17 protein-coding genes and 1 pseudogene are annotated in these 26,035 nt (G+C 54.6%); 13 read left to right on the top strand and 5 right to left on the bottom strand.

Annotated elements, in window-relative coordinates; all coding sequences use genetic code 11:
- Window positions 1-48: 48 nt before the first annotated feature.
- The 3 genes from HMPREF3016_RS01645 to HMPREF3016_RS01635 all read left to right on the top strand — a co-directional run bounded on the left by HMPREF3016_RS01645 (window position 49) and on the right by HMPREF3016_RS01635 (window position 3,335).
- A complete protein-coding gene (locus tag HMPREF3016_RS01645; protein WP_070739670.1) occupies window positions 49-1,092 on the top strand; it encodes a glycosyltransferase family 4 protein in 1,044 nt (347 codons plus the stop codon).
- Between the two features lie 63 nt (window positions 1,093-1,155).
- Window positions 1,156-2,094: a glycosyltransferase family 2 protein gene (locus HMPREF3016_RS01640; RefSeq protein WP_070536183.1), complete on the top strand. Its 939-nt coding sequence runs from the start codon at window positions 1,156-1,158 to the stop codon at window positions 2,092-2,094.
- A complete protein-coding gene (locus HMPREF3016_RS01635) occupies window positions 2,094-3,335 on the top strand; it encodes a glycosyltransferase (RefSeq protein WP_070739667.1) in 1,242 nt (413 codons plus the stop codon). The genes HMPREF3016_RS01640 and HMPREF3016_RS01635 overlap by 1 nt, the downstream gene beginning before the upstream one ends.
- A gap of 86 nt (window positions 3,336-3,421) precedes the next feature.
- Here HMPREF3016_RS01635 and HMPREF3016_RS01630 read toward each other — a convergent pair whose 3' ends face one another.
- The 4 genes from HMPREF3016_RS01630 to rfbA all read right to left on the bottom strand — a co-directional run bounded on the left by HMPREF3016_RS01630 (window position 3,422) and on the right by rfbA (window position 7,107).
- Window positions 3,422-3,724: a PqqD family protein gene (locus HMPREF3016_RS01630; RefSeq protein WP_070536177.1), complete on the bottom strand. Its 303-nt coding sequence runs from the start codon at window positions 3,722-3,724 to the stop codon at window positions 3,422-3,424.
- Complete coding sequence (locus HMPREF3016_RS01625; RefSeq protein ID WP_246828414.1) at window positions 3,721-4,566, bottom strand: nucleotidyltransferase family protein; 846 nt, start codon at window positions 4,564-4,566, stop codon at window positions 3,721-3,723. Before HMPREF3016_RS01625 ends, HMPREF3016_RS01630 begins: the two co-directional genes overlap by 4 nt.
- Window positions 4,567-4,668: 102 nt before the next feature.
- Window positions 4,669-6,177, bottom strand: coding sequence for a tyrosine-protein kinase domain-containing protein (locus tag HMPREF3016_RS01620; protein WP_048752898.1), 1,509 nt, complete (start codon window positions 6,175-6,177; stop codon window positions 4,669-4,671).
- A gap of 69 nt (window positions 6,178-6,246) precedes the next feature.
- Complete coding sequence (gene rfbA, locus HMPREF3016_RS01615) at window positions 6,247-7,107, bottom strand: glucose-1-phosphate thymidylyltransferase RfbA (RefSeq protein WP_004006131.1); 861 nt, start codon at window positions 7,105-7,107, stop codon at window positions 6,247-6,249.
- Between the two features lie 73 nt (window positions 7,108-7,180).
- Between rfbA and rfbB the strand changes: the two genes are divergently transcribed.
- From rfbB to HMPREF3016_RS11450, 4 genes and pseudogenes are all read left to right on the top strand, one after another.
- On the top strand, window positions 7,181-8,179 hold the full coding sequence (gene rfbB / locus HMPREF3016_RS01610; protein WP_070739664.1) for a dTDP-glucose 4,6-dehydratase: 999 nt from the start codon (window positions 7,181-7,183) through the stop codon (window positions 8,177-8,179).
- Window positions 8,180-9,616, top strand: coding sequence for a dTDP-4-dehydrorhamnose reductase (rfbD, locus tag HMPREF3016_RS01605; protein ID WP_070739661.1), 1,437 nt, complete (start codon window positions 8,180-8,182; stop codon window positions 9,614-9,616). It abuts the gene before it with no gap.
- Window positions 9,606-11,762 (top strand): Tat (twin-arginine translocation) pathway signal sequence, encoded by a 2,157-nt coding sequence (locus HMPREF3016_RS01600; RefSeq protein ID WP_070450731.1) that lies wholly within the window; start codon window positions 9,606-9,608, stop codon window positions 11,760-11,762. The genes rfbD and HMPREF3016_RS01600 overlap by 11 nt, the downstream gene beginning before the upstream one ends.
- Window positions 11,755-11,952, top strand: a pseudogene (locus tag HMPREF3016_RS11450) (DDE-type integrase/transposase/recombinase); the annotation flags it as partial. The gene HMPREF3016_RS01600 and the pseudogene HMPREF3016_RS11450, both read left to right, overlap by 8 nt.
- Window positions 11,953-12,175: 223 nt before the next feature.
- Here HMPREF3016_RS11450 and HMPREF3016_RS01595 read toward each other — a convergent pair.
- Window positions 12,176-13,651: an aldehyde dehydrogenase family protein gene (locus HMPREF3016_RS01595; protein ID WP_070450729.1), complete on the bottom strand. Its 1,476-nt coding sequence runs from the start codon at window positions 13,649-13,651 to the stop codon at window positions 12,176-12,178.
- A gap of 485 nt (window positions 13,652-14,136) precedes the next feature.
- Here HMPREF3016_RS01595 and HMPREF3016_RS01590 point away from each other — a divergent pair, with 485 nt between their 5' ends.
- The 6 genes from HMPREF3016_RS01590 to HMPREF3016_RS01565 all read left to right on the top strand — a co-directional run bounded on the left by HMPREF3016_RS01590 (window position 14,137) and on the right by HMPREF3016_RS01565 (window position 25,853).
- Window positions 14,137-14,421, top strand: a complete 285-nt coding sequence (locus tag HMPREF3016_RS01590; RefSeq protein WP_037231874.1) for a 50S ribosomal protein L25 — start codon at window positions 14,137-14,139, stop codon at window positions 14,419-14,421.
- Window positions 14,422-14,707: 286 nt separating this feature from the next.
- The gene (pth, locus tag HMPREF3016_RS01585) at window positions 14,708-15,292 is read left to right on the top strand and encodes an aminoacyl-tRNA hydrolase (RefSeq protein ID WP_004006136.1); all 585 of its coding nucleotides are present in this window, start codon (window positions 14,708-14,710) and stop codon (window positions 15,290-15,292) included.
- A 306-nt stretch (window positions 15,293-15,598) separates the two neighbouring features.
- Window positions 15,599-16,897 carry an aminotransferase class V-fold PLP-dependent enzyme gene (locus tag HMPREF3016_RS01580; protein ID WP_070739658.1) on the top strand — a complete coding sequence of 433 codons (1,299 nt, stop codon included), beginning with the start codon at window positions 15,599-15,601 and terminating at the stop codon, window positions 16,895-16,897.
- A gap of 37 nt (window positions 16,898-16,934) precedes the next feature.
- On the top strand, window positions 16,935-17,402 hold the full coding sequence (sufU, locus tag HMPREF3016_RS01575; protein WP_048753443.1) for a Fe-S cluster assembly sulfur transfer protein SufU: 468 nt from the start codon (window positions 16,935-16,937) through the stop codon (window positions 17,400-17,402).
- A 283-nt stretch (window positions 17,403-17,685) separates the two neighbouring features.
- Window positions 17,686-25,086: a DUF6531 domain-containing protein gene (locus tag HMPREF3016_RS01570; protein ID WP_070739655.1), complete on the top strand. Its 7,401-nt coding sequence runs from the start codon at window positions 17,686-17,688 to the stop codon at window positions 25,084-25,086.
- A gap of 11 nt (window positions 25,087-25,097) precedes the next feature.
- The gene (locus HMPREF3016_RS01565; protein ID WP_070739652.1) at window positions 25,098-25,853 is read left to right on the top strand and encodes a hypothetical protein; all 756 of its coding nucleotides are present in this window, start codon (window positions 25,098-25,100) and stop codon (window positions 25,851-25,853) included.
- Window positions 25,854-26,035: the final 182 nt, after the last annotated feature.

Here is a 26,035-nt window from a genome sequence, read left to right as displayed (position 1 = left end):
ATGATAATTGGCATATCGGTACCGAAAACCTAGAAAGATACACCCGAGATGAGTAAAGAACTCTACCTAGCCACCAATAACGGCGATATAGGCGGGGGCGAAGTCATGCTCCTGAATATCGCTCGGGTGGCGCGAGGGCTCGGTTACCAGGTTGTCATCATCGGTCCGGCAAACCCGCCGGATCTCATTGAAGCGGCCGCCGATGAAGGGTTCACACGCATCGTACTGCCCGCCAAAACGCGCATGCAGTATATGGTTCAGCTGCGGCTCTGGCACCGGGTGCACCGGGATGCGCTCCTGTGGTGTAACGGGCTGGTTCCTGCCGCCGCCACCGGGGGACGGGCAGGGCGCATCGTGCACCTACATCAGCTGCCGACGGGTACCAACGCTAAATTAGTACCGTTCGCCCGCAAAAAGGCCCTTCAAACCCTCGTTCCCAGCGAGTATGTTGCGGCATCCGTACCCGGTGCGACCGTCTTCCCCAATTGGGTGCAGGAAGTCCCCCTCTCGCTGGCGAAGTCCACCGTCCCCGGGGTGGTGCGCATCGGCTACCTTGGCAGACTCACACCTTCCAAAGGGGTTGGCGTCCTCTGCCAGGCGATCGAGCGCCTCAACAGTACTGTTACCGTCCCCGAATACCGCCTCGTAGTTGCCGGAGCGCCCGTCTTCGCTTCCGCCGAGGAAGAGCGTGAAGTGTCCCGTGCCCTTGAAAATATTGAACGCTACACCGATCGTCTCGGTTGGAGCACCCCGCAAAAGCTCTTCGACACGGTCGATCTGCTGGTAGTGCCTTCGCAAGCCCCGGAATCCTTTGGGCTTGTCGCTGCGGAAGCGATGAGTGCCCGCGTGCCGGTGATCGTCAGCGATGCGGGTGCCCTTCCCGAAGTCGTGGGGGAGGACTACCCGTATATTTACCCCGCCCAGGATCCCTCGGCCCTCGTTGAAAAGATTCGACATTTAACTCAGGCTTTCTATCAAGAATCTGATATTCTTAATGACATTGTTTCTGCGGCATTTTGGCGCTGGCAGGAACTATATTCACCCGACTCAGGCAGAGAACGAGTTCGCCACCTTTTAGAGAAATATCTCTAGTGCATTCGCTATGCCCACGCTTGTTCCCGCCAATTACTCACTCTCACAACTACAGGACAGTTTATGGCTCACTATCAAGCAGCCGTCATCATCCCGTCGCGGGGTGGAGCAGGGGTTTTACACTATCCCTTAGACGCGCTTTCTGCTCAGACGGAACGAGACTTTCAAGTTATCGTTGTCCTCGATGGTGACATCGACCAGAGCGAAAAAGTTGTTGACGACTATATCGCCCGCGGAACCTTGAACCTCACGAAGATTGTGTTCCCCGAAAATCTTGGGCGTGTGGCGGCTCTCAACGCCGGGCATAATGCGGCGGATGCGGATATTTTGATTCGCTGCGACGACGATCTGGAACCCGAGCCCGACTATGTGGCGAACCACCTTCGCTTACACCGCGACTATGACGGGGTGATCGGCACCCTGAACAATATTTTCCCCAAGACCGCTTACTCTCAGGTGTACGGAACCTACCACGACGCAAAGTTTAAGGAAGCGGCGCTGAGCACCCCCGAATCCGAGCGTTGGCACTATTGGAATGGAAACTCGTCCGTCTCTGCAGAGCTGTACCGAACTATCGGCGGCTTCGATCCCGCCTATCGTCTTTACGGCTGGGAAGACGTCGATCTGGGTAAGATGATCGCTGATGCCGGCGGGAAAATCATAATTTCCGATGCGGTTGAAACGAAGCATTATGCTGAGGCGACCACGACCGCCGTGCGAGCTCTCCGCGCCCTGCACGCGGGCAGCGCGCGCACCATTTTCGTGCGTAAACACGGCGAAGATGCGCATGCGGCTCCCAACCCCGACGGGCTCTGGGGCGCAGCGGTGAAGGCTCTCGCGGTGGTCAGTACCGAGGCAAATATTCGGCGGATAGGCAATACTCTCGATGCGGTACTCCTGAAACTTCCCGCGAAGATCGCCGAAAAGTTGGTAGCGCTTCAGGTGGAGGCGGCATCCTACGCAGGCGTGAAGTACCCGCAGCGTGCACGGAAGGTGTTCTAATGCTGAATCGAGTAGCACAATCCTGGCGCGGCGCATCCGCTCACATTCGTTCTTTGGCCTCAAAAAAATTCCCGACATCGGCGGAATCTCAGCCTGCAGGTTTGGCAGATACAGGTTCTGCCACCGCCCCTCGGCTCGCTATCGCTCACGACTATCTGACGCAGCGCGGTGGGGCGGAGCGGGTTGTTCTGGCCCTGCACCGGGCGTTCCCTGATGCCCCCATTTACACGACCCTCTACAATCCTGAAGGTACTTTCCCCGAGTTTGAGAATGCGACTATCATCACCAGTCCGCTCAATCGGGTGGGCTTGCTGCGGCGCTACCACCGACTGGCGCTGCCGCTGCTGCCGCTGACCGCATCCTGCCTGAAAGTTCCGGCGCACGTTGCGGTAGTTTCGACCACAGGATGGGCGCACGGGTTCAAATTCACCGGCGAAAAATTGGTGTACTGCCATTCCCCGGCGCGTTGGCTGTACCTGCGCGACCAATACCTGGGCGACGAGAAAAAGAACAGTGTGATTGGGGTGGGGTTACGGGTGATAAACCCGCTGCTGCGGTTCTGGGATCAGCGCGCGGCGGCGCGGTCGGAACATTACGTGGCGAACTCGACCGCAATTCAGAAACGTATTGCGCGGGTGTACGGCAAAGACGTACCCATTATTTTCCCGCCTTACTGCGGGGGTGCAACCCGCGTGGAAGAACCGATTGCGGGTCTGCAGGAATTCACGGCTGCGGGAGACTACTTTCTGCTGGTGTCACGTCTGATGTCCTATAAGAACGTGGATGAGGCGATTAAGGCGTGCAATCGAGCGGGTAAGAAGCTGCTGATTATCGGGCATGGACCCGAAAAAGATAAGCTCCTCAAACTCTCAGGGCCCAATGTGCGCATTATTTCCGGGATTTCCGATGAGCAGCTGTGTTCTGCCTACCGGCATTGTCTGGCACTTCTCGCGGTATCTCATGAGGACTTCGGCATTACCCCGCTAGAAGCCGGGGCAAGCGGAAAACCAGTGATCGCATACCGCGCGGGCGGGTACCTCGATACCATCCGCGAAGGCCTCAACGGCGTGTTTATTGAACAGCCGACCTCGGAACAGATTGAGGCGGCGATACGGAAGTTCAACCCCGAAGAGTGGGATAAGCAGGCGATTAAGAACTATATCGCGCGTTTTAGCGAGGAACGTTTTATCGACGAAATACGCCAGGCGGTTGATGAACTTACCGCATCCTCAGGTAAGTAGACCTAACCTATCCGGCGTAAACACAGAGCCTTGAGAGTAAAGATCTTTACTCTCAAGGCTCTTCATATAGTGGGGCAGGGCGGGGTTTAGACGGCTTCCAGCAGTTCGTCTTCGACGAGTTGATGCACAAAATCCTCAACCTCCCCGCGAATATCCTCGGGGTTCTGCTCGGTAAGCTCGGCGATCAGCTCAAGGGCCTCGGGCAGGGAAAACGGCTCCTCAAAAATACCCCAAATAATGGATGCTGACCCCTCCAACACCGAAACCTGCGCGGTCCGTGTGTCGGCAAGATACGTCGTGACGGAAGCGTATTCGGAAATTTCCTCAGCGTGTACGAAGGCAACATACTCTGGGATGCGGTACCTCACCGGCGCGGTAGTAGGGCTCATCGGGAGCCGCCTCCCAACCCAAAACGCTCAAAGAACCTAGTGCGAATTTCGGCGCGCGTGGGTTTATGCCCCAGTTCCATTGCCAAATGATCCTGATTGACCATAAGAATATTCTTGAGCGTGCGCATTTTCTCGGCGAATCCACGTGCCGACCGCAGCCTGCCCACCCATTGAATATAGCTCGGCACCCGCGTGGAAACCGACTTCCATAGCAGGTAGTCGCGTTCGTGACGGTACGCCTCTAAGCCACCCATTGCGGCGGCGTAGGCGAGAGAAGAATCCAACTCGGCGGCGCGTTCGCGCAGTTTAGCCCAGTCGTAGGAGTCGAGAATATCGCGCAGATACTCAAGATCCGGGTTATAGGCGGAACTAGCCCTAGCGCGGTGCAGTACTACAATCAGCCGGGAATCGAGCACCGAGGGTACGGCACAGGAACGGTGCGCTATCTCGCGTTGCATATGTGCCGCCCAGAGCTGCTGAAAAACACGTTCGGGATCTTTTCCGAGCCCCGGAAAGAAACGGTGAATATCGGTGAGACCCCAGGATTCGTGATAAAGCGTCATTGCATGTTCAAAAACGGATCCGGTGTCAAAATGCGCCTGAATACTCCAGCCATCAGCTAAAAGTATGTGAACAAAAGTATTTACGTGAGAAGGCCGTACTAAAAGATCTGCATCGGTGCTATGTCTATCGGGTTTAAAAATTTCGGAATTAAACGCATATCCTTTGATATGTAAAATATCTATTCCGTGAAGATTCGCGAGCCTTTGAAAGTAGGCGTGCGCCAGCATAATACGCGCCTTGAGCGGCGTACCAGGTTTGTGCTGCGGTGTAGTGTGCACGATATCCTTTCACACAACGAAAACCTTTGAATATAAGGGCGGGAAAAATAGTCCACCTATTTTCCCGCCCTTTATACTCAAGAATCTGATTCAGAAATTTTCTTAAGCTCCGTGCGCGCCGGAAGAAACTTTCTTTTTACCATCCTTGGAATAACCGTAGTAGCTGGCATAACCTACATAACTATTGGCGTAACCAAATCCATAGTAGGAATTGCCCAGGCCCTTACGCGGAGCCTTATTGAGTACCACACCGAAGAGGTGTGAATTCACACGCTCCAGCACGGCAACCGCCTCGGTCATCTGCTCGCGGTGGCTCTTGCCCACGGTGCCGACCATAATCACACCGTCCACGGCGTGGGAGAGCAGCGATGCGTCGGTCACCGGCAGCAGCGGAGGAGCATCCACGATGACCAGGAATTCCTTGGAGAGCTCTTCAATAAGCTGGCGCATCTTGTCGGAACCCAACAATTCGGAAGGGTTCGGAGGGATACGCCCGGCGGGAAGCACAAAGAGCTTGGAATCCTCTACCTGGTGCACGGCCTCAGCAATATCAACCTGACCGGCAAGAACCTGTGTCAAACCAATTTTGGCGTTAATGTGCAGTTTCTTCGCGACGGTGGGACGGCGCAGGTCGGCGTCGATCAGGATGACCGGCTGCCCCGAGCTTGCCATAGAGCGCGCCACCGCCAGCGAGACCGTAGACTTACCCTCGCCAGGAACTGCGGAGGTCACAATGAAGGAGCTCGGCGGGTTATCGATATTCACGAAGCGCAGATTCGTGCGCAGCTGACGGATAGATTCGTGGGCAATATGGTCATCGTTGCTTGCACGCACGATGTTTTCTTCCGCCAGATCATCGCTGACGGGCAGCACACCCAGAATATTGCTGTTTGTCGCCTTAATGGCATCGTCACGAGTGCGGATACGCTGATCCACGGAACGGCGCAGGAAGATCGCCAGGTACACGAGCACCAGCCCGGCACCGGCACCGATGAGTCCGTTCTGCATGTAGTTGGGCGATACGAGAGGCGGGTTCACGCTGGCGTTATCCAGCGGAATCACACGAATCAGAGTATTGGTGGTATCGGACGGGTTGGTTGAAGAAACCTTGTTCTGAGCGCTTTCTTGGTTTTCCTCCCCAGCAGGTGCGGGGGTGGCGGTATTGTTGTTCCCCGAACCGTTCTTCTCAATATTTTCGATGTACTGAGCGGTGGCGTGAAGCGCCGAATTCGCCAAAACCCGTGCCTGCTCAGGGCTGGAAGCGGTCGCCCGCACCTTAATGAGTGAGCTGTTTTCTTCGGTAGTTGCGCTCAGGCTGCCGCGAATCGTCCCGATGCTCAGGTTAGAGTTCTGTTCTTGAATGATCTTGGCGACTGCTTCTGATGAGACGATTGCCGAGTATGAGCGGGCACGTTCTTTGGCGGCGTTTGAGCCGGATAGTACGTCAATAGTGCCACTCTGACCGACGGTCACGTACCCGGAGGCACTGGCGGCATAAACTTTAGGCTGCAACAGGGAATAGCCGAGCCCTGCGATGGCACCGATCACGATACCAGCAATGAGCAACAAGAGATTGGCTCTTGTGGTGCGCACAAAATCTAAAATTGTCATTTCTGAAATTGCTCCAGAGTGTTGAGTTTGAGTGGTGAACCCCGTGCGGGGCAGTAATTTTTTTTGTGACTATTTGAGCAGGTGCATCAGATAGTCCCCATAACCGCTTTTGGCGAATTTGGTGGCGATACTGTGAAGATCATCATTGCTTAACCAACCTGCGCGCCATGCAATTTCTTCAGGGCATCCGATAGAAAGTCCCTGACGTTTTTGGACGGTGCGAATAAAGTTGCTGGCATCTGCGAGTGAATCGAAGGTGCCGGTATCAAGCCATGCTGTACCTCGTGGCAGTACCTCAACCTTTAGTTTACCCTGTTTTAGATATACACGATTGAGGTCGGTAATTTCTAGTTCACCACGCTGAGAAGGTTTAATGTTTTGCGCATATTCCACAACATGTTTGTCATAGAAATATAGTCCCGGAATAGCATAATCGCTTTTAGGTACCTGCGGTTTTTCTTCAATGGAGACGGCGTGAAAATTCTCGTCGAACTCCACCACCCCGTAGGCGCGCGGGTCTGCAACTTGGTAAGCAAAAACGGTTGCACCGTCTTTTTGCTCATATTTTCCAAGCTGGGTTCCTAAACCGGGACCATAGAAAATATTATCACCTAGAACGAGTGCAACGGGATTATCGCCTATGAAATCTGCACCTAAAATAAATGCTTGAGCTAAACCATCAGGTGAAGGTTGCACTTTATAGTCGAAATGTACACCAAAACGAGTTCCATCCCCTAAAAGACGTCTAAATTGTTCTTGATCTTCGGGGGTCGTGATAATAAGAATGTCACGAATTCCCGCCAGCATAAGAGTGGAAAGCGGGTAATAAATCATTGGTTTATCGTAAACCGGAGTGAGTTGTTTACTAATACCCTGAGTGATGGGGTGTAAACGACTGCCGGTACCACCGGCAAGAATAATTCCCTTCATAATATCTATTGTGTCATGTTTATCTCGTAACCTGTGTATAAATTACTCGGTTTTGACCGCTAAAATCTAAAGTATGTCTCACTTACTCGTTACCGGCGGTGCCGGATTCATTGGCTCTAACTTTGTTCATTATCTATTGGATAATACTGAACACACTGTTACAGTGCTCGATAAAATGACCTATGCCGCCAATAAAGCCTCGCTTGATGGTCTTGATGTCACCAGATTTAATCTTATGGTTGGCGATATTGCAGACCGTGAACTCACAGACGAGCTCGTAGCGCAGGCGGATGCAGTCATCCATTACGCCGCAGAATCCCATAACGATAACTCCCTGGCGAACCCAGAACCTTTTATTCACACCAACCTGGTCGGCACGTTTACCCTGCTGGAGGCGGTGCGCAGGCACGGAACCCGCTATCACCACATCTCGACCGATGAAGTCTTCGGCGATTTGGCGCTGGAGGACCCCGCAAAGTTCACCGAAACTACGCCCTATAACCCGTCATCCCCGTACTCTTCCACCAAGGCAGGTTCGGATCTGCTGGTGCGCGCCTGGGTGCGTTCTTTCGGGATTGAGGCGACCATCTCGAACTGCTCGAATAACTACGGGCCGTACCAGCACATCGAAAAATTTATTCCCCGGCAGATTACGAATATCCTCTCGGGGCTGACTCCTAAGCTCTACGGCGAGGGTTTGAACGTGCGCGACTGGATTCACGCATCCGATCATTCTTCGGCGGTGCTACGCATCCTTGAATCCGGGAAAATTGGCGAGACCTACCTTATCGGTGCAGACGGTGAGGAGAATAATATTACCGTGTTGCGCACTATTCTTCGCCTCATGGGTAAAGACGAGAACGACTTTGAGCACGTGATAGACCGTCCCGGGCACGATATGCGGTATGCCATTGACGGCACCCGTCTGCGCGAAGAACTCGGGTGGGAACCGCAGTTCACCGACTTTGAGGCGGGTCTTGCCGATACCATCGCGTGGTATACCGATAACCGTTCCTGGTGGGAACCGCTCAAGGCAGAAGTTGAGGCTAAATACGCGAAGGCGGGGCAGTAAATGACGAAAGAATTGAACGTAAGGGCAACCGATATACCGGGGCTGCTCGTCATCGATCTGCCCGTGCATGGCGATAATCGCGGCTGGTTTAAGGAAAACTGGCAGCGTGAGAAAATGTGTGCCGCCGGTCTGCCCGATTTTGACCCGGTGCAGAATAATATTTCTTTTAACACCTCGGTAGGAACCACACGCGGTATTCACGCCGAACCCTGGGATAAATACGTTTCGGTGGCGAGCGGCCGAATTTTCGGCGCCTGGGTAGACTTGCGTGCGGGGGAGAGCTTCGGACGGGTCGTGACCGTCGAACTCGGTCCCGACACCGCTATCTTCGTTCCGCGCGGGGTTGGCAACGCCTTCCAAACCCTAGAGGAAAACACCGCCTACACCTACTTAGTAAACGATCATTGGTCGGCGGATGCTCTCACCGCCTACAGCTTCCTGAACCTCGCGGACGAAAGCACCGCCATCGACTGGCCTATCGACCTGGCGCAGGCTGAGCTTTCCGAGAAGGACCGCAAACACCCGCGCTTACATGAGATCACCCCGCTTACCCCCGACCCTCTTCTGATTGTGGGTGCAAGCGGGCAGCTCGGGCGTGAACTCGTGCGCCAGCTGACCGCGCAGAATATCCCCTTTGAGGCGGTGGATCGTGATCAGCTCGATCTCGGTACCCCCGAAAAATGGCGAAACGCCTTCCGCTGGCGGTCATACCGTGCGGTCATCAATGCCGCCGCTTACACCGCAGTGGATAACGCCGAAACCCCCGAGGGGCGCCGCGAAGCCTGGGCTGCCAACGCTCACGGAGTCGCCGCCCTAGCGAGCGTCTGCGAAGAAGCGAATATTCCTCTCGTGCATGTTTCCACCGACTATGTCTTCGACGGAACTCTGCCGGTAGGGCAAGAATACTCGGTGGAGCATCCCATCGCCCCGCTGAGCGTATATGGCGCCTCCAAAGCGGCGGGGGAGAGCGCCGCGACCGCATGGCGCAAACACTACCTGCTGCGCACCAGCTGGGTGGTCGGCGAGGGCAAAAATTTTGTGGCGACTATGGCATCGCTGGCCGAACGCGGCGTGAATCCTGCCGTCGTGGCGGATCAGTGGGGGCGCCCCACCTTCACCCAAGACTTGGCGGGGGCAGCACTGCATCTGCTGCTTACCGGTGCACCCTACGGCACCTACCATGTGTCAAATAGCGGCGAGGTTATCACCTGGGCAGATCTTGCCCGAGCCGTCTACACTGGAACCGGTCACGATGCCGCCCGAGTAAGCAACACCACCACTGAGGAATACTTCGCCAACGCCCAGGTCTTCGCCCCGCGCCCCGCCAACTCTGCCCTGGATCTTTCAAAACTTATTGCTGCCGGATTCACCCCGCGCGATCACCGCGATGCGCTCGCCGAGTATCTGCACCAGCTAGGCGGGGCACGTGAAGACTAAAATCCGTGACCTTCTCGCACGCCAGGGTATACAGGTTGCACTCCTTGTAATCGCGCTTGAGGTTATCACCTACTGGTCATACTTCATGCGTCTGACGGTGGTTAACGGCGACGCGAATGCCCACTACCTCTCAGATTCTTACTATTGGTGGAATAACGGCGGGATTTTCAACCCGCCCGAATGGGTTGCCTACACCTGGATGGGTCGCCCCGCCGGGAGTAATATTCAGGGCGGATCGTATGTGCTGCCGCAGGGCATCGCAAACGGTATTTCGCCGTGGAGCCCTACGGTATCGTCTATCACGTCGGCGGTGCTCGCGGGTCTTGGCGCGGTGGGCATGTACATATTGGTCCGTCAGCTGACCGGGCACCACCTTGTTTCGCTGATCGCCCTCGTGGGGCAATTCTTTGCCCCGGCGATCTTTGCAAACGCCCAATTCTTGGATTTTCACCGTGCCGCCGCCTACTGGCCCTGGGTCCTGCTCGTCATCTCTCCGTTATGGGCGTGGCATAAACGCTACGGGATTCCGCTTGCGGTCTTAATCCTGTGGCAGAGTTTCGTCGGCATATACCCGGGGCAGCTGATCGCCGCTGCCGTGTGTATTGGTGGGTGGGGCATCGGGTGGATGATCGTCTCTCGAAGCCGCGCCTGGATATGGCGTGTCATCGTCAGCATTCTCATCGCGCTACCGTTGAGCATCGTCAAATATGTTCCGGCGCTACTGTCGGGAACCGGGCAGCGCGACTGGAGCCCGCAGCGCATTCACCTGACTTTCCCAAACCTGGCCTCACTCATTTACCCGTACGACAACCCGGCCATGAGCTCGGATATTGCGATGCGCCCCTTCTTTATCGTGATTCCACTTCTGCTCGCCCTCACCTTCGTGCCGTGGCGTTCACGGCGTAACCTGCCGCTCTATCTGCTGGGCGGGCTGTCAATTCTGCTGTTGGGGCTGGCGACCTTCGCACCCAGGCTCCTGTGGAATATTCCGGGTATGAGCCTGAGCCGTTTCTGGATTAACGATTTCAAAAACTTCGTGCCGCTTACCATGATTATTCTGGGCAGCCTGGGACTTAAACGGCTTTTTGAAGGCAACGTGTCGCGCCGTCGCATCCTGGTGGGATGCTCGATCGTTGCTGCCGCCATCGTGATTTTCGGCCTGTCGCTGTCGTGGAATCTGAGCGGTCCTCGCCTCGTGCTGATGCTCGTGCCGGTGGTACTTTTTGCTCTAACGGCGGTTGCTGTAACGAACTATACACACGGTTTATGGCGGTTTGCACGGCAGAGTTCAGCCCGAACCTTGGGCGTCCTGATGCTTTGCCTGTCGGTAGCCTCCGGGCTGAATTTCGCCTACTCGGTGACAAGCACGTGGGCTTCGGCGCGTGAACGACTTGAGGTCGGGCACTACGGGGCTGAGATTTCGCAGCTTATGCACCAAAACCAGGCGTGCGAGCAGAACTACACGCGTCGCCCTGAACGTCGCGTTTCCGATCAGCCCGTCAAAGATTGGGACCACGATAATATTGCTCTGGGAGGCGCCTTCACCTGCACCGATTCCCTGAGCGGATACGCCAATGTTCAAGGAAGCTCGGCACTGCGCGAACAGCATAAGGCGTTCAAAGGCGAAAAGGGTAATGACTTTATTCGGTTCTATGCCGCTGCCGGTGCCGTGGTGCCGCTTTCGGGCGGATCCTTCGCGGATCTTTCCGATGCCTGTCTCAAGGAAGGCCGCTGCGCAGGGTTAGAGTACACCCCACTCTCGTACAGCAGGTTCGGCAAGATATCGTACCGGGTTGAGGTTGAGCATCAAACCGAAGTCGCCCTGAACGAATCGTATTACACCGGCTGGACGGGCAAACTTTGCGACGCTGAAAACACCCAGAAATGCCACGCGATGGCGCTGTCTGCCGGGCCGGGGCGATACATCAAGACTGTTTTACCCGCAGGAACATATGAGGTGAATTTGACCTATGATGCACCCTATAAGAATCAGCTGCAGGTCATCTTCTGGGTTTGTGTGCTTTTGATGCTTGCTTCGGCGGCGCTGCCGGTGAAGCGGCGTGCGGCAGGCGCAGGGGAGCAAAAGCGAAATCCTTGGGATTCCTTGCGTGCCCGCCTCAAATCTGGAAAATCTGTAAGAATATAGTGTTGGCCAAAGCGACGGCAAACTGTATCTCTCACCGGTAGTGGACCTGTTCAACCGCGAAATCGTCGCTTACGTCGTGAGCCGCAGGGCCAACAGCGACATGGTGGGGACAATGCTGCACAAAGCCTGCCGACAAAGGAACGATACTGCACTCCGATTAAGGCGTACTATATCGTACGCCAGGGTATAGGAACTTACGTACGACCATTTTATGGTTCAAAGTATGTAGCGCAGGGGGACTGCGGGAGCGCTGCAGTTTGAAATTGAAAAAGCTGGGTTCTGTTGCATACAGAACCCAGCTTATGCGGAGCGCCTGAAGAGGTTTTTATGAGCGTTCAAGATGGGGGCAGTTCAACCCGAATCCGGATTTTCAGACGACCTCTTCTCCATATCAATCAGCGTTCAGCAGGCAATTAATATAACCCTTCGCGCTCTTCGCGGGTGGAAATGTAGATGTTTTTCACCTGCGTGTAGGCGGCGAGCATCATTTTGTGGGTTTCGCGGCCGATGCCTGAAGTTTTGTAGCCGCCAAACGGTGCGCCTGCGGGCAGGCGGTTGTAGCAGTTCACCCAGACACGACCGGTTTCCAGTGCGTTGGAGACGCGCAGGCAGCGGTTGATGTCTTTGCTCCAAACAGCGCCGCCCAAGCCGTATTCGCTGTCGTTGGCCATTTTGACGACTTCTTCTTCGGTTTTGAATTTAATCACGGTGGCAACCGGTCCGAAGATTTCTTCTTGGGCAACGCGGGCGTTGTTGTTGTCAGCCTCAATCAAGGTCGGCTCGACAAATTCGCCTTTGCCCAATTCGCCTTCGAGTTTTTTGCCGCCGGTGATGATGCGGCAGCCTTCCTGCTCACCGATTTTGACATATTTCAAAATGGTTTCAAGCTGGCCGGCGTTGACTTGCGAACCCATTTGGGTATCGTCTTCCCAAGGCAGTCCGACTTTGATTTTCTTGAACTCTTCCGCCAAGGCGTTGACGAATTTGTCGTAAATGCCTTCTTGTACGAAGATACGCGAGCCGGCGCTGCACACTTGGCCTTGGTTGAACAAAATGCCTTTTTGCGCGCCTTCGAGGGCTTTGTCGAACGGCATGTCGTCAAAGAAGATGTTGGCGGATTTGCCGCCCAGCTCCAAGGTAGAGGGAATGAGCATTTCGGCGGCAGCGATACCGATGCGGCGGCCGATTTCGGTCGAGCCGGTGAAGGCGAGTTTGTTGAAGCCTTTGTGGTGCAGCATGTATTCGCCGGATTTTGAACCACGTCCGGTAATGATGTTCAGCACGCCTTTAGGCAGCAGGTGGTTGATTTTTTGGGCGAACGACAACAGGCTCAGCGAAGTGCTGGAAGACGGGTGGATGACAATGGTACAGCCTGCGGCGAGCGCGGGTGCGATTTTCCAAGCCGCCATCAGGAAGGGGAAGTTCCACGGAATAATCTGACCGACGACGCCGATAGGTTCGCGCAATACGATGGACAGGTCTTCGGAGTCAAGTTGGGTTGCGGTGCCTTCTTCGCCGCGGATGACGCTGGCGAAATAACGGAAATGGTCGGAAGCCAGTGGGATGTCTGCGGCGCGGGTTTCGCGGATGGGTTTGCCGTTGTCCAGCGTTTCCTGCAAGGCGAACAATTCCAAGTTTTCGTCAATCACATCGGCGATTTTGTTGAGTATGGCGGCGCGTTCGGTTGTGGTGGTCTTGCGCCATGTTTTGAACGCTTCCTGCGCGGCGGCGACGGCGGCATCGACATCAGCGTCGGACGCGTCGGTAAATTTCGCCAGTGTTTCGCCGTTGGCGGGATTGTAGGAATCCAAAAGCGTGCCGGGGCTCGTCCACGCGCCGTTAATCAAAAGACCGTACTCTTTATCGAACACATTCAAATCTTTTGCCATGATGCTGTCTCCTTAAGTTGTATTTATTGGGTTTTAGTTGTTTTTCTTGGTTTTTGGTCGTTTATTCAACGTCATTTGAAAACAGGGTAGTATTTTTTCTGTTTCGATTCAAGCACTAAAAATGAGAGTGTTCTCGAAATTCCAAATATGTAATTTTGCAAAACGTAAAACGCAGTCAGCCACATCTTGATGATGTATGGGGGCGAGGGCGGTTTGTTAATATATTTTAAGTTTTCAGACGACCTTGCGATAACCGTGGAGCGCTCGCCGAGTATCTGAGGATCCTCAGCAACGCTTGATGTTGGGGTGCGAGTCTGGAACTAGGAAAAACTATCCTTGCTCGTATCTGGAAAATCTGTAAGAATATAGTGTTAGCCAAGGCGAGGGCAGGTTCTGCCGTTATCGACGAGGTGGCGCATGGAATCCCATGATTTGCGCCATTATTCTCTTGGCGCATTACCCATCATCAAAGATTGGAGATTACCATGTCTGAAATTAAAATTACTGCCGAGCCCCGCACCGATTTCGGTAAGGGCTATGCACGCCGCATCCGCGCTGTTGGTGATATCCCTGCCGTTATCTACGGCAATGGCAAAGAGCCTAAGCACGTGACCCTTCCCGGCCACGAGACCACCCTGGCTGTTCGTAACAAGGACGTCGTTCTGGTGATCGAGGTTGATGGTGAACAGTTCAAGACTCGCGTGCAGGATATTCAGCGTCACCCGATCCGCCCTGAACTGCAGCACATCGACCTGCTGTTCGTCGACTAAGGTTAGGTAGACGAAGGAGCGCGCGGCGCATCAACGTTTACGCCGGAACCCGCTTTAGAGGTTTTTCGGCAACGGTACGGCTCGTATCTGCTTCTGGCGGGTGCGAGCCGCTTCCATATTCCCCGCCAACTTACGGCGTACACCCATCTTTACCGTTTGGCTCAGGTGCGAGATAGCCGACTAGTAACCGCCTAACCCGTCCATAGTTTTATCCGGTTTACCGAGTAGTCTCTACCGAGCATTTTTTATTCCTCACCCTATAACCCGCAGGAAGGTACACGAGAACATGTCTGATGCGTGGCTCATCGTCGGCCTGGGCAACCCCGGACCGCAATACGCGAAAACCCGCCATAACATCGGGCAGATGGTGCTCGATAAAATCGCCCATGAAATGGGCAGCACCTTCAAGAAGCATTCCAAAGCATCCGCTGTAGTCGTCGAAGGTCGCCTAGGCATAGGCGGCCCCAAGGTTGTACTCATGAAATCCCTCGGGTACATGAACACCTCGGGCGGGCCCGTATCTGCGGTCGCAAAATTCTATGGCATCGACCCCGATCACATAATCGTGGTGCACGACGAGCTTGATATTCCCTTCGACACCATCAAACTCAAAATTGGTGGGGGAGAAGGCGGCCACAACGGCCTGCGCGATATTACCAAGGCGCTAGGCACCAAAGATTATTACCGTGTGCGCACTGGCATCGGTCGCCCACCCGGGCGCATGAACACCGCCGACTATGTGCTCAAACCCTTCACGGCAGCCGAAGCCAAAGACCTGCCGTTCCTGATCGACAACTCCGTCGATGCGGTCGCCATGCTTATTACCGACGGGTTGACGGCGGCGCAGCAGCGCTTTCACAGCGCATCCTAAATATGTGCAGGGCACGGACGCTCAACAAACCGCACAATTCGGTGCCTCTACATTACATCTGCCGGGTGCGCCCCGCAGTAAACATGACGCCCCGTTACGCCCGTAGCTATGGTGAGGCAGATTTCCTAGGCTGTTGCACACACCTAACTAGGTTTTGCTCGCGCCAAGGAATAAGCTAGAAAAGCATGACGTTATAGCCCCACAGACACTAAGCCCGGGCGTACAGCCCCGACCTAACGTGCTAGCAGCAGGGGGTCTCGAAGCCATGCGGCGCGCCTGAAACCGGTCAAGAGAAAAGGAACAACCGTGGCAGAATACTCAGTCCCCGCCAACACGCCGCTCAACGACGACACCGTGCGAGCGCTGCGCGCAGACTTCCCTATTCTCAGCACCGTCGTCAACGGCAACCCGCTCGTTTACCTCGATTCCGGCGCCACCAGCCAAAAACCACTCCAAGTTCTCGATGCCGAACGCAACTTCTACCTGCACGCCAACTCTGCGGTACACCGCGGCGCGCACACTCTTGCCGTTGAAGCCACCGAACTCTTCGAGCAGGCCCGCACCACCGTTGCCGCCTTCGTAGGAGCCCGCGACGAAAACATCGTCTGGACCTCCAACGCCACCGAAGCGCTCAACCTTGTCGCCTACTCAATAGGCAACGCCTCCCAAGGACTCGGCGGCGAAAAAGCCCAGCGTTTTGCCCTGAAACCCGGCGATGAAATTCTCACCACCGAAATCGAACACCACGCCAACCTTATACCCTGGCAGATCCTCGCCCAACGCACCGGCGCAACCCTCAAGCACATCCCCGCCACCGACGACGGACAGATCGACTACGAAGCCGCCGCCGAACTCGTTACCGAGAAAACCCGCATACTCGCTTTCACCCACGTCTCCAACGTCACCGGCGCCATTGCGGATGTGCCGCGCTTCGTCGCACTCGCCCAAAAAGTCGGTGCCCTCACTGTCCTGGACGCCTGCCAATCCGTACCCCACATGCCGGTAGACTTCCCCGCACTCGATGTCGATTTCGCCGCATTCTCGGGGCACAAAATGCTCGCCCCCACCGGCATCGGCGCACTCTACGGTCGCGCCGAACTCCTCGACGCCCTGCCCCCATTCCTCACCGGCGGCTCCATGATCACCCGCGTCGAACTCCAAGACGCCGACTATATGCCCGCCCCCATCAAATTTGAAGCGGGAACCCAGCGCGTCTCCCAAGCCGTCGCCTTTGCCGAGGCAGTACGCTACCTGCAGCACCTCGGCATGGACAACGTACACGCTTGGGAACAAGAACTCGGCGCGCGGCTCGTGGCTGGCGTGCAGAACATTGAGGGCGTGCGCCTTTTAGGACCCACCGACCCGAACAAACGCGCCGGGCTCGTCTCCCTCGGCATCGACGGGGTACACCCGCACGACGCCGGACAGCTGCTCGATACGAAAGGCATCGCCGTGCGCGTAGGTCACCACTGCGCCCAGCCGCTGCACCGCGGCGCCGGGCTGACGGCCTCGACCCGCGCCTCCGCATACCTCTACAACACCACCGAAGACATAGATGCATTCCTTGCCGCGCTCGCCGAGGTACGCCCCTACTTCGGGCTGTAAAGAAGCCGTTACTCATATACACAGGATTGGATAATTCATGTCGCTAGAATCGCTCTACCAAGACATTATTCTGGAACACTCAAAGCAGCGCACCGGCGAACACCTGGTGGAGGTACCCGCCGGCCACGCCAGCGCCGACAACCACCAGTACAACCCCACCTGCGGAGATGAAATCAACCTGCGTCTCGTGCTTTCTGATGAGCAGAAAAACGGCGAAAAGGTTGTCGAATCAGTCTCGTGGGAAGGCGACGGCTGTTCCATTTCGATGGCGGCGGCATCGGTACTTTCTGAGATGGCACCGGGCATGACTGTGGGGGAGCTGCAGAACCATGTGGATGCGTTCCGCGAGATGCTGCGCTCGCGCGGTCAGATTACTCTGGATGAGGAAGAATACGGCGATATGGCGGCATTTTCCGGGGTCTCAAAGTTTATGGCCCGCGTCAAATGTGCGATGCTCTCATGGGTGGCAGTCGAAGAGGCAGCCCGCGAGGCAAGCACGAAATAGACGCATCTATGGTTGGCTGCTGCGCTGATCCTAAAACATAGCTTCACCCATCGAGCGGCTCTCCGGTCACCATGACCGAAGGGCCGCTCTTCTATGTGCATGCACATATGGCATATAGGGTTTTGAACTCCAAAGAAGGAGGACTTCAAGAACATGAAATCGTAGTAAAAAATTTTGAACATTTTTATAATCCTCTACCGAAAGTACAGATTATTTTCAAGAACCCTTGTAAGATGAAAAGGTATTTTCACTATTAAGCCTTCTTCCGGAAAGAGTTTGGCGCATGCAAGAAGACCTGACCAATGAGTACTACCATGTAAACACCAGCGAGCTGAAATACAAACAAGTTGAAGCTGCTGCATTAGCAAATACCTTTAATAGTGCCGCTGACAAGTTGGAAAGTTATTATGGAAAAATCCGTACTGAAGGTATGCATGCCGCACAAGAATTTCGGGGTCAGTATGCTACGTTGTTTGTCCTCAACTATGGACAATGCATGGATGATGCAAAACGCTTAGCAGATGCCTGTAGGCGTGCAGCTAAGGCTGTTCAACAGATCGCACATGCTGCTGAGATTGAACAGGAGAACCGGCGTAAAGCACGTGAAGCAGAATTAAATACAACTAAGCAGGTTAATAACGGTCGTGGCAAAGACCGGGTTGGATCATATTATCCCAAGCCTTCCTATGTAGCTTCTGAAGAACCAAATATTGTTGTTAACCCTGATGATCCTGAAGGTAAACGGAGCACGGAAATTGATACATCCATGACTTCTAGCGAGAAACTAGCTAACAGGATTGAGTCATCGGCAGGGGTCTCCTCAGCTGAACCAGCTGCTTTGGAAAAATATGTTTCTTTTATACAAGACACTCTTAACCCTGATATGGAATTTTATTTTTCCTCTATTGACACTGCGTACAACCGGTATTTAACCGAGTGTCAGTGGGGAATGCTTGTTATCGACGGTCTTCTGAAAGCCACTATGGAATGGCTTATCGATAATACGCATGATGCTACTTGGATATCTCAGGTTGCTCAAGCATTCCGTCAGGCTGGAGCCGGAGTGCATTTTACGGTCTCAGATGCTGCTTTGACGGCTTCTTTGCAACAAGCTGGCGTGAGCGCTGGTCGTAAACGTCTTCATGTACCGGATGTTCAGGTTTATGGTGCTCAGCCATCGAGTGGTTATGCAAACGATCCCGTGAATGTGGCGACGGGGAATTTCATTGAGGAAGAGCGGGATCTTTCTGTCGGGTCTGTGTCGTTGGTGCGGATGTATAACAGTATCGCTGCTGCTGGGGCGGCGTCTACGCATGAGGGGTATGCGGCTCCGGTGGGTGCGTTTGGGCCTGGGTGGTCTTCTACGGTGGATACGCATTTGGGGTTTACTGCTTCGGGCGTGGTGTGGGCTGATGTTGACGGACGGCAGGTTTTCTTTGCCCGTTCTGGAGCTGGATTTGCTCGGGCTGCTGGGGAGGCGTGGTGGCTGCATCGATATACGGTGAACCCAGCGGATTCGTCTGCGTCTCAGGCTTCTGATTCTGAGAATGGTGCTGTTCATGATGAGGCTAACGATGGCGTGCGTGTGCAGGCTGCGCGTGCTGGGTTTGCTGCTGTGATTTCTTTGGCCGCTGAGCATTCTGACCAAGCGGTCTCTGGCGGTGAGTTTTATGCGGTGTCGAATAATACCGGGCAGTACCATTACTATACGCGGGGCGGTGCCTGGCTGGGCTCGTGGGGGTCGGAACCTGGTTCTGCGGTTGCCGCTATCTATGAGGACGCTTCCAATAGTGGTTCTTCCTCTCGTGTGCGGGCTATGGTGGGTGCTTTCGGTAAGGCTATCCGCCTCTCGTATGATGATGTTTCTGGGCGTGCGGTGGCTGTTACTGGGGCTGGATCTCGGGTGGAGTATGCCTATAGTGAGACGGGACATCTGGCAGAGGCGACAACCTGCGCCCTAGCCTCGCAGACAACATCCGATCCCGTGGATGAGCCTGAGAGTGCTGTCAAGGGTGGTACTGCTGCGGCTTGCGGCGTTGTGGTTGCCTCGCGCGTGTATACGCATACCGAGGATGGCTTGGTGCAGACGGTCACGGGCACTGGCGGCGTGCGTGAGGTGACTAATGTGTATGGGGATCCGGATAATCCGGGGCGTGTTACCCAGCAGGTCAGTGAGCATGGTCGTGTGATTGACTATACGTATTTGCCGGGTGGGATTACGCAGATTACCACCGGTACTCATGAGAACACCCTGGAGATCGATTCTGAGGACTCTGGTACTGCGGATACTGCTGAGCGGGCGCTGCATCCGAATACGTGGGTGTCTGATAGTAAAGGGCGATTAGTCTCGGTTACGTCGGCGGAAGGGTCTACGGTTCGGTTTATTTATGACGCGTTTGGGAACCGGATTCAGGTGACCGACCTTGAAGGGTCGCGGACGGTGCGGTCTGCGAATACTCGTGGGCTTGTGGTGAAGGAGCTTGCTTCTACAGGTGCGATGAGTATTACCGAGTATGACGACTTGGACCGACCGGTTCACAAGCGGACATATGGCTCGAAGGATGAGTGGATTCGTAAAGATGCTCCTGTGAAGGTTATTTCATATGAGTATGCTGAGGAGGGTTTTTCGCGTCAGCCGGTTGCGGTGACGACTGATGGTGCCACCAGCCGGTATACCTATACGTCGGCGGGGCAGATATCGTCAGTGACAGATCCGACAGGGGTCTTGACGCGGCTTTCCTATGATGCTCGGGGGAATCTGACCGGGGTGCTTAACGCTGTGGGCGACATGCTCAAAGTTGAGTATGATGCCCAAGATCGACCGGTGGCGGTGATCTCTCCATCGGGGGCAACTATGCGGGTTGAGTATGACGTTGCCTCGCGTCCTGTTCGGGTGATTGACCCGGTGGGGAACCCAAATGTATATACATATACTCCTGCGGGTAAAGTCGCCAGTATCACGGATGCGGTTGGGGGTGTGCGCCGGTTTGAGTACAACGCCGCTGGGGAGCTGGTTGCGCAGGTGGCACCTGATGGTGCCCGTACCGTGCGTGAGATCAACGAGCTGGGATACACGGTTGCTGAGACTGATCCGTTAGGGCATGTGACGAAGTTTGTTCATGATGGTATGGGCAGGGTTACAGAAAAGATTGACCCAGCCGGGAATGTGTGGGCGAGCAGGTATAACGCTGCTGATACTTTGGTGGAGCACACCGATCCGACGGGTGTGCTCACACGGGTAAGTCGAGATGGTGCTGCCGGTGAGATCACGCATCAGGACGGTGTTGGGAACACCGCGACGGTGGGATTTGACGCGCTGGGCCGGGTGATGAGCAGTAGTGACCCGTCTGGGGCAGTCACGTCGTGGGCGTATCAGTTTTTGACTAACACTACGACTGCCTCCTCGGGTGAAGGGGATCGGGAGCCCGCGCATCGTCAGGGTGCTTCAGAGCCTGTTCGTGTACAGGATCCGACAGAGAATCTGGTGAGGGTCCCCGGTGCCCATGCGTTGCGGACGTGCACTGATGCTGCTGGTCAGGTTTCGGGTGAGGTGTGTGATGCCGCCGGGCGGGTGCTCAGGCAGGTGAGTGCCTCGGGGGCTGTGACGGAGTATTCGTATGATGCGTGTGGTCGGGTTGCCTCAGTGACAGATGCTGATGGGGTGATGACTGAGTATCGGTATGATGCGGATTCGCGTTTGGTGGCGAAGACTCGTGCTGGCGTGGTAGTGGAGTCTTTTGTGTATGATGCCTGTGGGCGTCTGCTGGAGCGTCGTGCTGGGACTAAGCTGGTGGGCAGGTATGCCTATGATGCTGCCGGGCGTGTGGTGCGGTGTGTGGATGCTGCTTGGGGCACCCGGTCGTTCTCCTATGATGCGTGTGGGCGTGTGGTTAAGGCTGTTTCCGGCGTGGGTGGAACATGCTTTTTTGATTATGACGGTGCGGGGCGTTTGCTAGCGCGTCGGGTAGCTACGTCTGAGGGTTTTGCGACGACTTCGTATGCCTATGATGCGGTGGGGAATGTGGTGTCGGTTACGGACTCATTCGGGGCGGTGACCAAGTATGCGTATGATGGCGCGCACCGGTGCACTGAAGTCATGAACCCGGATGGTTCGCGGGTGTCGTATGCGTATGATGGCGCCGGTGAGGTGGCGAGTATGCATGTGGCTAAGCCAGGTGAGCGCTTGGGCCAGTTGGCGTGTGCGTGGGTGCGGGATCGAGCCGGTCGGTGCCTGACGGTGAAGGATTATCTGGCGGGGGAGAACCTGGCACGGCTGGGCGCTCAACGGTCTGCAGCTGCTACGGTCGCTACAGCAACAACCACCGTTGGTTCTGCTAACGCGAGTGCAACAACAACTGCTGGTAGGTCTTCTATCGGTGTCTCAGATGGCGCGGAATCCGAAGCTGATGTGTATGTCCAGACGACCTATGTCTCAGATGCTTTGGGACGTTTGGTGAGGGTGGATTCTGCCCCGAAACTCGGGGATGAGGTTTCTGATACGGCGTTCTTTGCAGCGGGTAATCGAGTATCCGCTGCCGAAAATGCTTCTGCGGCTGAGGTGTTCGCATCTACGGGTGCGTGGAGTCTAGCGTACTCCTATGATGCTGATGGGAATGTGGTTCAGCGAACTACTCCGTATGGTTCTACCGTGTATGGGTATTCTCCGGGCGGGCGTATTAGGTCTACGCAGCAGATCCCTGCCGGTATCGGGGTAGAGGACTCATCGAGTGTTGGCGATAAGCCTGGCGTGGCTGAGTTTGCTTATGATGCGCTGGGGTATTTGGAACGTGTTCAGGTTGGGGAGTGTATCTCTTCGTGGGTGCGTGATACGTCCGGAGCCGTTATGGGGTACACCGAGGAAGTTCTCGGTGAGGCCGACGAGCCTAGTGGTTCATCGTCGGGTATGGTGCAGGGTGTGCGGGTACGCCGGAATCCTGCGGGGAAGATTACTCGGGTGGAAGATACCGTTAAGGGTTCCTGGTGTGAGTACGCCTATGATGCTTCCGGCAGGTTGATCCGTGCGGTGAGTTCGGATGATGTGTCGGTGGTGTGGGTGTATGATCCGGTCGGGTTGCTTATGAGGGAAGAAACCCATCAGGAAGGTGTCCTGGTTCGGGTGCGTGCGTTTTCCTATGTGGGGGAGCGGGTGCAGACGGTACGCCTGTATGAGGCGCTGGAGGATGGTGGTTCTTCCGTTGCACCTGTTGCGGGTGTGGTGGAGGATCTAGCCGGTTTAGATGCGTCATCTTTGGTGTGTACAGGGTCGATTCAGTATTCCTATGATGTGCGGGGTTTCCGTACCGGGGCGACTGATCATACTGGTGCTGCTGTGACGTGGGGCTGGGATGCTCTGGGTTCTTTAGAGCGGGTGGAGCGCATCAACCACACCCCTGAGTCTTTGCTGGGCAGTCATGTGGCTGCTGGTGGTGAGGATTCCCTGACGGGTAACTCGACGGTGTGGTTTGCGGCATCGTCGGTTCGGAATATGCCGGTGGCTGTTGGGAGTCAGCAGGATGGGCAGGGGGCTGTTGTCTCGCCGCTGGTGTGGGATACGACGGTACCTGATGTTGCTTCGTTGGTGGGTGTTGGTGTTACCGAGGTAGTTTCGGCGGGGTCTGTGCTTGGCGGGCGCGATAGTATCCTCACCGGTACAGGTGCGGGAGTATATAGTTTTGGCACGGATATCTTCGGTACCGCTTCCCCGGTAACTTGGGGAAGCAACACCACTGCAGCTGCTGGTAATGGGTTGCCGGGTTTGCCTGCTGGTGTGGGTTTGACGGCTCAGGGCGCGTTAGCAACCGTTGGTGGTGAGTTGATGGGTGCGCGTTTGTATGATCCTGTGACGGCTGGGTTTTTGTCGCCGGATCCTGTGGAGCCTGTGGTCGGGGCGGGGTATATGGGTGCGTCGTATCTGTTTGCATCGGGTGATCCGGTGAATTTGCACGACCCCACAGGATTAGAGCCTATTCCGGTTGAGGTGATGACGGAATATATACGACGTGTTAAGAACGGAGATGTGCAACGAGACGCCTTAAATAAGTTTTGGGAAGACGTTAAACACAAATGGAATCGTTTTTGGTCCAGTTCTATTGATGATTGGAATAAATTCTGGGAAGACTTCCTTAAAGACCCAGTAGGCTGGATAAATTCTCATCCAGAAGAACTGCGTAATGGCGCAGTCATGATTCTGTCAGTGATGATGCTCGGTACCCCTTTGAGCCCGTTCGCTGCAGGGTATCTTGGGGGAGTTGGCACCTCGTGGATTATCCAGCGATGGGAAAATGGAAAGATTGACCCTAGGCAATTACAAATAGACGGTTTGATAGGTGCTGGTAGCGAAGCACTCTTTATGCTAATAGGTCGTGTATATAGGGTTGTTCGGTCTGGCAAAGGTGTCGAATTTAATACAAGTGGTGGTCGTTTGTCTATTCCTGGGCAAGCCCCTTCCTCAATGGCTAAGTTCGATACTAGGTTAGTTGGTGCCGCAGAGAGTAAAATTCTTCAAGCAGGCGAATCTGGTTTTTACACCCGCCTAAAGCCTGGTGATGCCGGTTACGGAATTCTGAAATCTCCTGCGCGAGAGTTGCAGGAAACTCGTTACCCTAAGATCGAGGTTAAGCCTGTTGCTGGTGCTGGTGGTGCTCGCTCTGCGACGGAGGTTCCGCCGGTTGCGGTGTCGCGTGTTGATGTTCCGCAGGTTGCTCCGGTAGAGGGTTCTGGCGCTTCTCGTGGTGCTTCGCAGGTTCCGGTGAAGCCTGTGGAGGCTCCGCAGGTGGGCGAGGTTCCGCCTGCTTCGGGTGCTGGGTCTGGTGCTGCTGGTATGCAGGCTGTTAAGCCTGGTGGTGTGCGTGAGCCTGAGGTGCAGCTGAAACCTGTTGAGGAACCAAAGGTTGAAGGGTTGCCTCCAGCAAAAGGTGTGGCGGGTGATTCTACGGCATTGGAGAATCCTGTTACGGCTGACAGGCATGTATCTTGGGTGGAGCATCCTCCGGGTTCTAAGCTGCAAAATGGTGATCAGACGGCCACATATCTTGCTGGTGATGATTTCAAAAAGACTCTTGTGACGAGTACTAAGGACAGCTCTCGGTATGTGCCTTCTGAAGAGCCTGGAACGTACAGCGTGTACGGGTTCGACGAAGCTAGGAAATTGAGGGATGATTACTACAAAAAGCTCAATGGGCAGCATTCTCCCGCCGATCTATCTAAAGGTGAACCTAGGTTTGCCCTGTGGCGTCCTGAAGTTGGTGAGCCTAATCTAGATACGGCGATGACTGGTTTTAGGGATGTTACCCGACATGGTAATACGGTTGAGGCTCAGGTTGGTTCTCATAAATTTATAGTGACTAATCTGGATGAGTACACCGGAACAATTCCTGATGATGTGGTTCCAACGGCTAAATCTCTTTATGAAGATGGGAAAGTGTACTGGAAAAATAAGGATCATAAGCCTGAGGGTTTTGGGAATGTGCCGGATCCTCTGCCTTTTGATAATAAGGAAGCTCGTATCCTTCCCACGCATGATTACGCTGGGAATGAGATAGAGTATACGAAATACAAGGTTAGGAGGCGAGCACGTATTCCTAATCAAATGAGTGCTGCAGGTGAAGAGCGTTTAATTGTGGGGTCTGACGGGAGTATGTACTACACTCCAGATCATTATGAAACCTTTGTTCGGATCTTTTAAGGGAGGTCATAATGGCATACAAACGCGAATATAAAGATGAGTTCATTGTTCCTGTGTTCACTCGGGAGAGCGGGTACTGGGAGAAAATCATGAAGCCTCGCCTGCAGGAACAGGGGTGGTTTATTGTTGAGGTGGATTGTGCCGGGGTAGATAGTTCGCATGAACTCGGGCGCAGGCTTTTACGAGCGCTTGGGTTTAATATTGCTCCAGATCAGTGGGTGAATGGGTTTTGGGTTAAAGATGCTGTTGAGGAAGCTGATTGGAATGATATGCGTCAGGGTCTTTTTGTATTCTATGAGAACTTTGAAGATCTCTTTAGCGTACGGGAAGAGTGTTCGCCTTTTTATGCCCCGGAGTATGCGCTTCAATTAGCTGAACGTATGAGCTACTACTATTCTGATCTTCGTGGGTATATCTATGAAGAGTATCCTGTGGTGGTGGGATATGGTGTTGGTCTTCCCACCTCGTATATTCCGCAGTTTGAGGAGCTGATGGGTGCTGAGAATGTGATGATTGCCGGTGAGGGTGTGCGGTATCCGTGGTCTGATTTTGAGGAAGAACAGCGAAGGAATTTCCCGAACGGTGCCCCGGACCCTCTCTACGATAAGACAGGTCAGCTCTTTGGTGGGGTTATAAACCATGATCCGCAGGCTACGGGTATCTATGTTGCTGATCCTCGGTATTATCCTGAATCACCGTTTTATGACCCTGCTCTTGCCTCAAAGGTGCACCTGGTGCATAGTGAAGATGTTGACGATACAGAATAGTATATAAGCACGTTCGTATATATTGAGGGTTATTTATGATTGGGGTACTGCCACTTCATGGATGACCCTCAAATTTTTTATTTCCGCATCATGATGAGCGTTTATTTTGATTAAGGAGTAGAAATATTATGGGTTTTTATACTGATGTGTGGGATGACGTCTTTTTCCCGGTTGTTTATGTG

Origin of the sequence: Rothia sp. HMSC065D02, from assembly GCF_001815285.1 — a bacterium.
Lineage (GTDB): Bacteria > Actinomycetota > Actinomycetes > Actinomycetales > Micrococcaceae > Rothia > Rothia dentocariosa.
The sequence above is the reverse complement of the archived record's forward strand: the minus strand, read 5'-3'. Positions and strand labels throughout refer to the sequence as shown.

What these genes read in the sequence shown, in the direction of transcription:
- rfbB (WP_070739664.1), top strand. Translation starts at nt 7,181, where the DNA reads ATGTCTCACTTACTCGTTACCGGCGGTGCCGGATTCATTGGCTCTAAC.
- HMPREF3016_RS01590 (WP_037231874.1), top strand. Translation starts at nt 14,137, where the DNA reads ATGTCTGAAATTAAAATTACTGCCGAGCCCCGCACCGATTTCGGTAAG.
- rfbD (WP_070739661.1), top strand. Translation starts at nt 8,180, where the DNA reads ATGACGAAAGAATTGAACGTAAGGGCAACCGATATACCGGGGCTGCTC.
- HMPREF3016_RS01565 (WP_070739652.1), top strand. Translation starts at nt 25,098, where the DNA reads ATGGCATACAAACGCGAATATAAAGATGAGTTCATTGTTCCTGTGTTC.
- HMPREF3016_RS01645 (WP_070739670.1), top strand. Translation starts at nt 49, where the DNA reads ATGAGTAAAGAACTCTACCTAGCCACCAATAACGGCGATATAGGCGGG.
- HMPREF3016_RS01595 (WP_070450729.1), bottom strand. Translation starts at nt 13,651, where the DNA reads ATGGCAAAAGATTTGAATGTGTTCGATAAAGAGTACGGTCTTTTGATT.
- pth (WP_004006136.1), top strand. Translation starts at nt 14,708, where the DNA reads ATGTCTGATGCGTGGCTCATCGTCGGCCTGGGCAACCCCGGACCGCAA.
- rfbA (WP_004006131.1), bottom strand. Translation starts at nt 7,107, where the DNA reads ATGAAGGGAATTATTCTTGCCGGTGGTACCGGCAGTCGTTTACACCCC.
- HMPREF3016_RS01620 (WP_048752898.1), bottom strand. Translation starts at nt 6,177, where the DNA reads ATGACAATTTTAGATTTTGTGCGCACCACAAGAGCCAATCTCTTGTTG.
- HMPREF3016_RS01630 (WP_070536177.1), bottom strand. Translation starts at nt 3,724, where the DNA reads ATGAGCCCTACTACCGCGCCGGTGAGGTACCGCATCCCAGAGTATGTT.
- HMPREF3016_RS01570 (WP_070739655.1), top strand. Translation starts at nt 17,686, where the DNA reads ATGCAAGAAGACCTGACCAATGAGTACTACCATGTAAACACCAGCGAG.
- HMPREF3016_RS01640 (WP_070536183.1), top strand. Translation starts at nt 1,156, where the DNA reads ATGGCTCACTATCAAGCAGCCGTCATCATCCCGTCGCGGGGTGGAGCA.
- sufU (WP_048753443.1), top strand. Translation starts at nt 16,935, where the DNA reads ATGTCGCTAGAATCGCTCTACCAAGACATTATTCTGGAACACTCAAAG.
- HMPREF3016_RS01635 (WP_070739667.1), top strand. Translation starts at nt 2,094, where the DNA reads ATGCTGAATCGAGTAGCACAATCCTGGCGCGGCGCATCCGCTCACATT.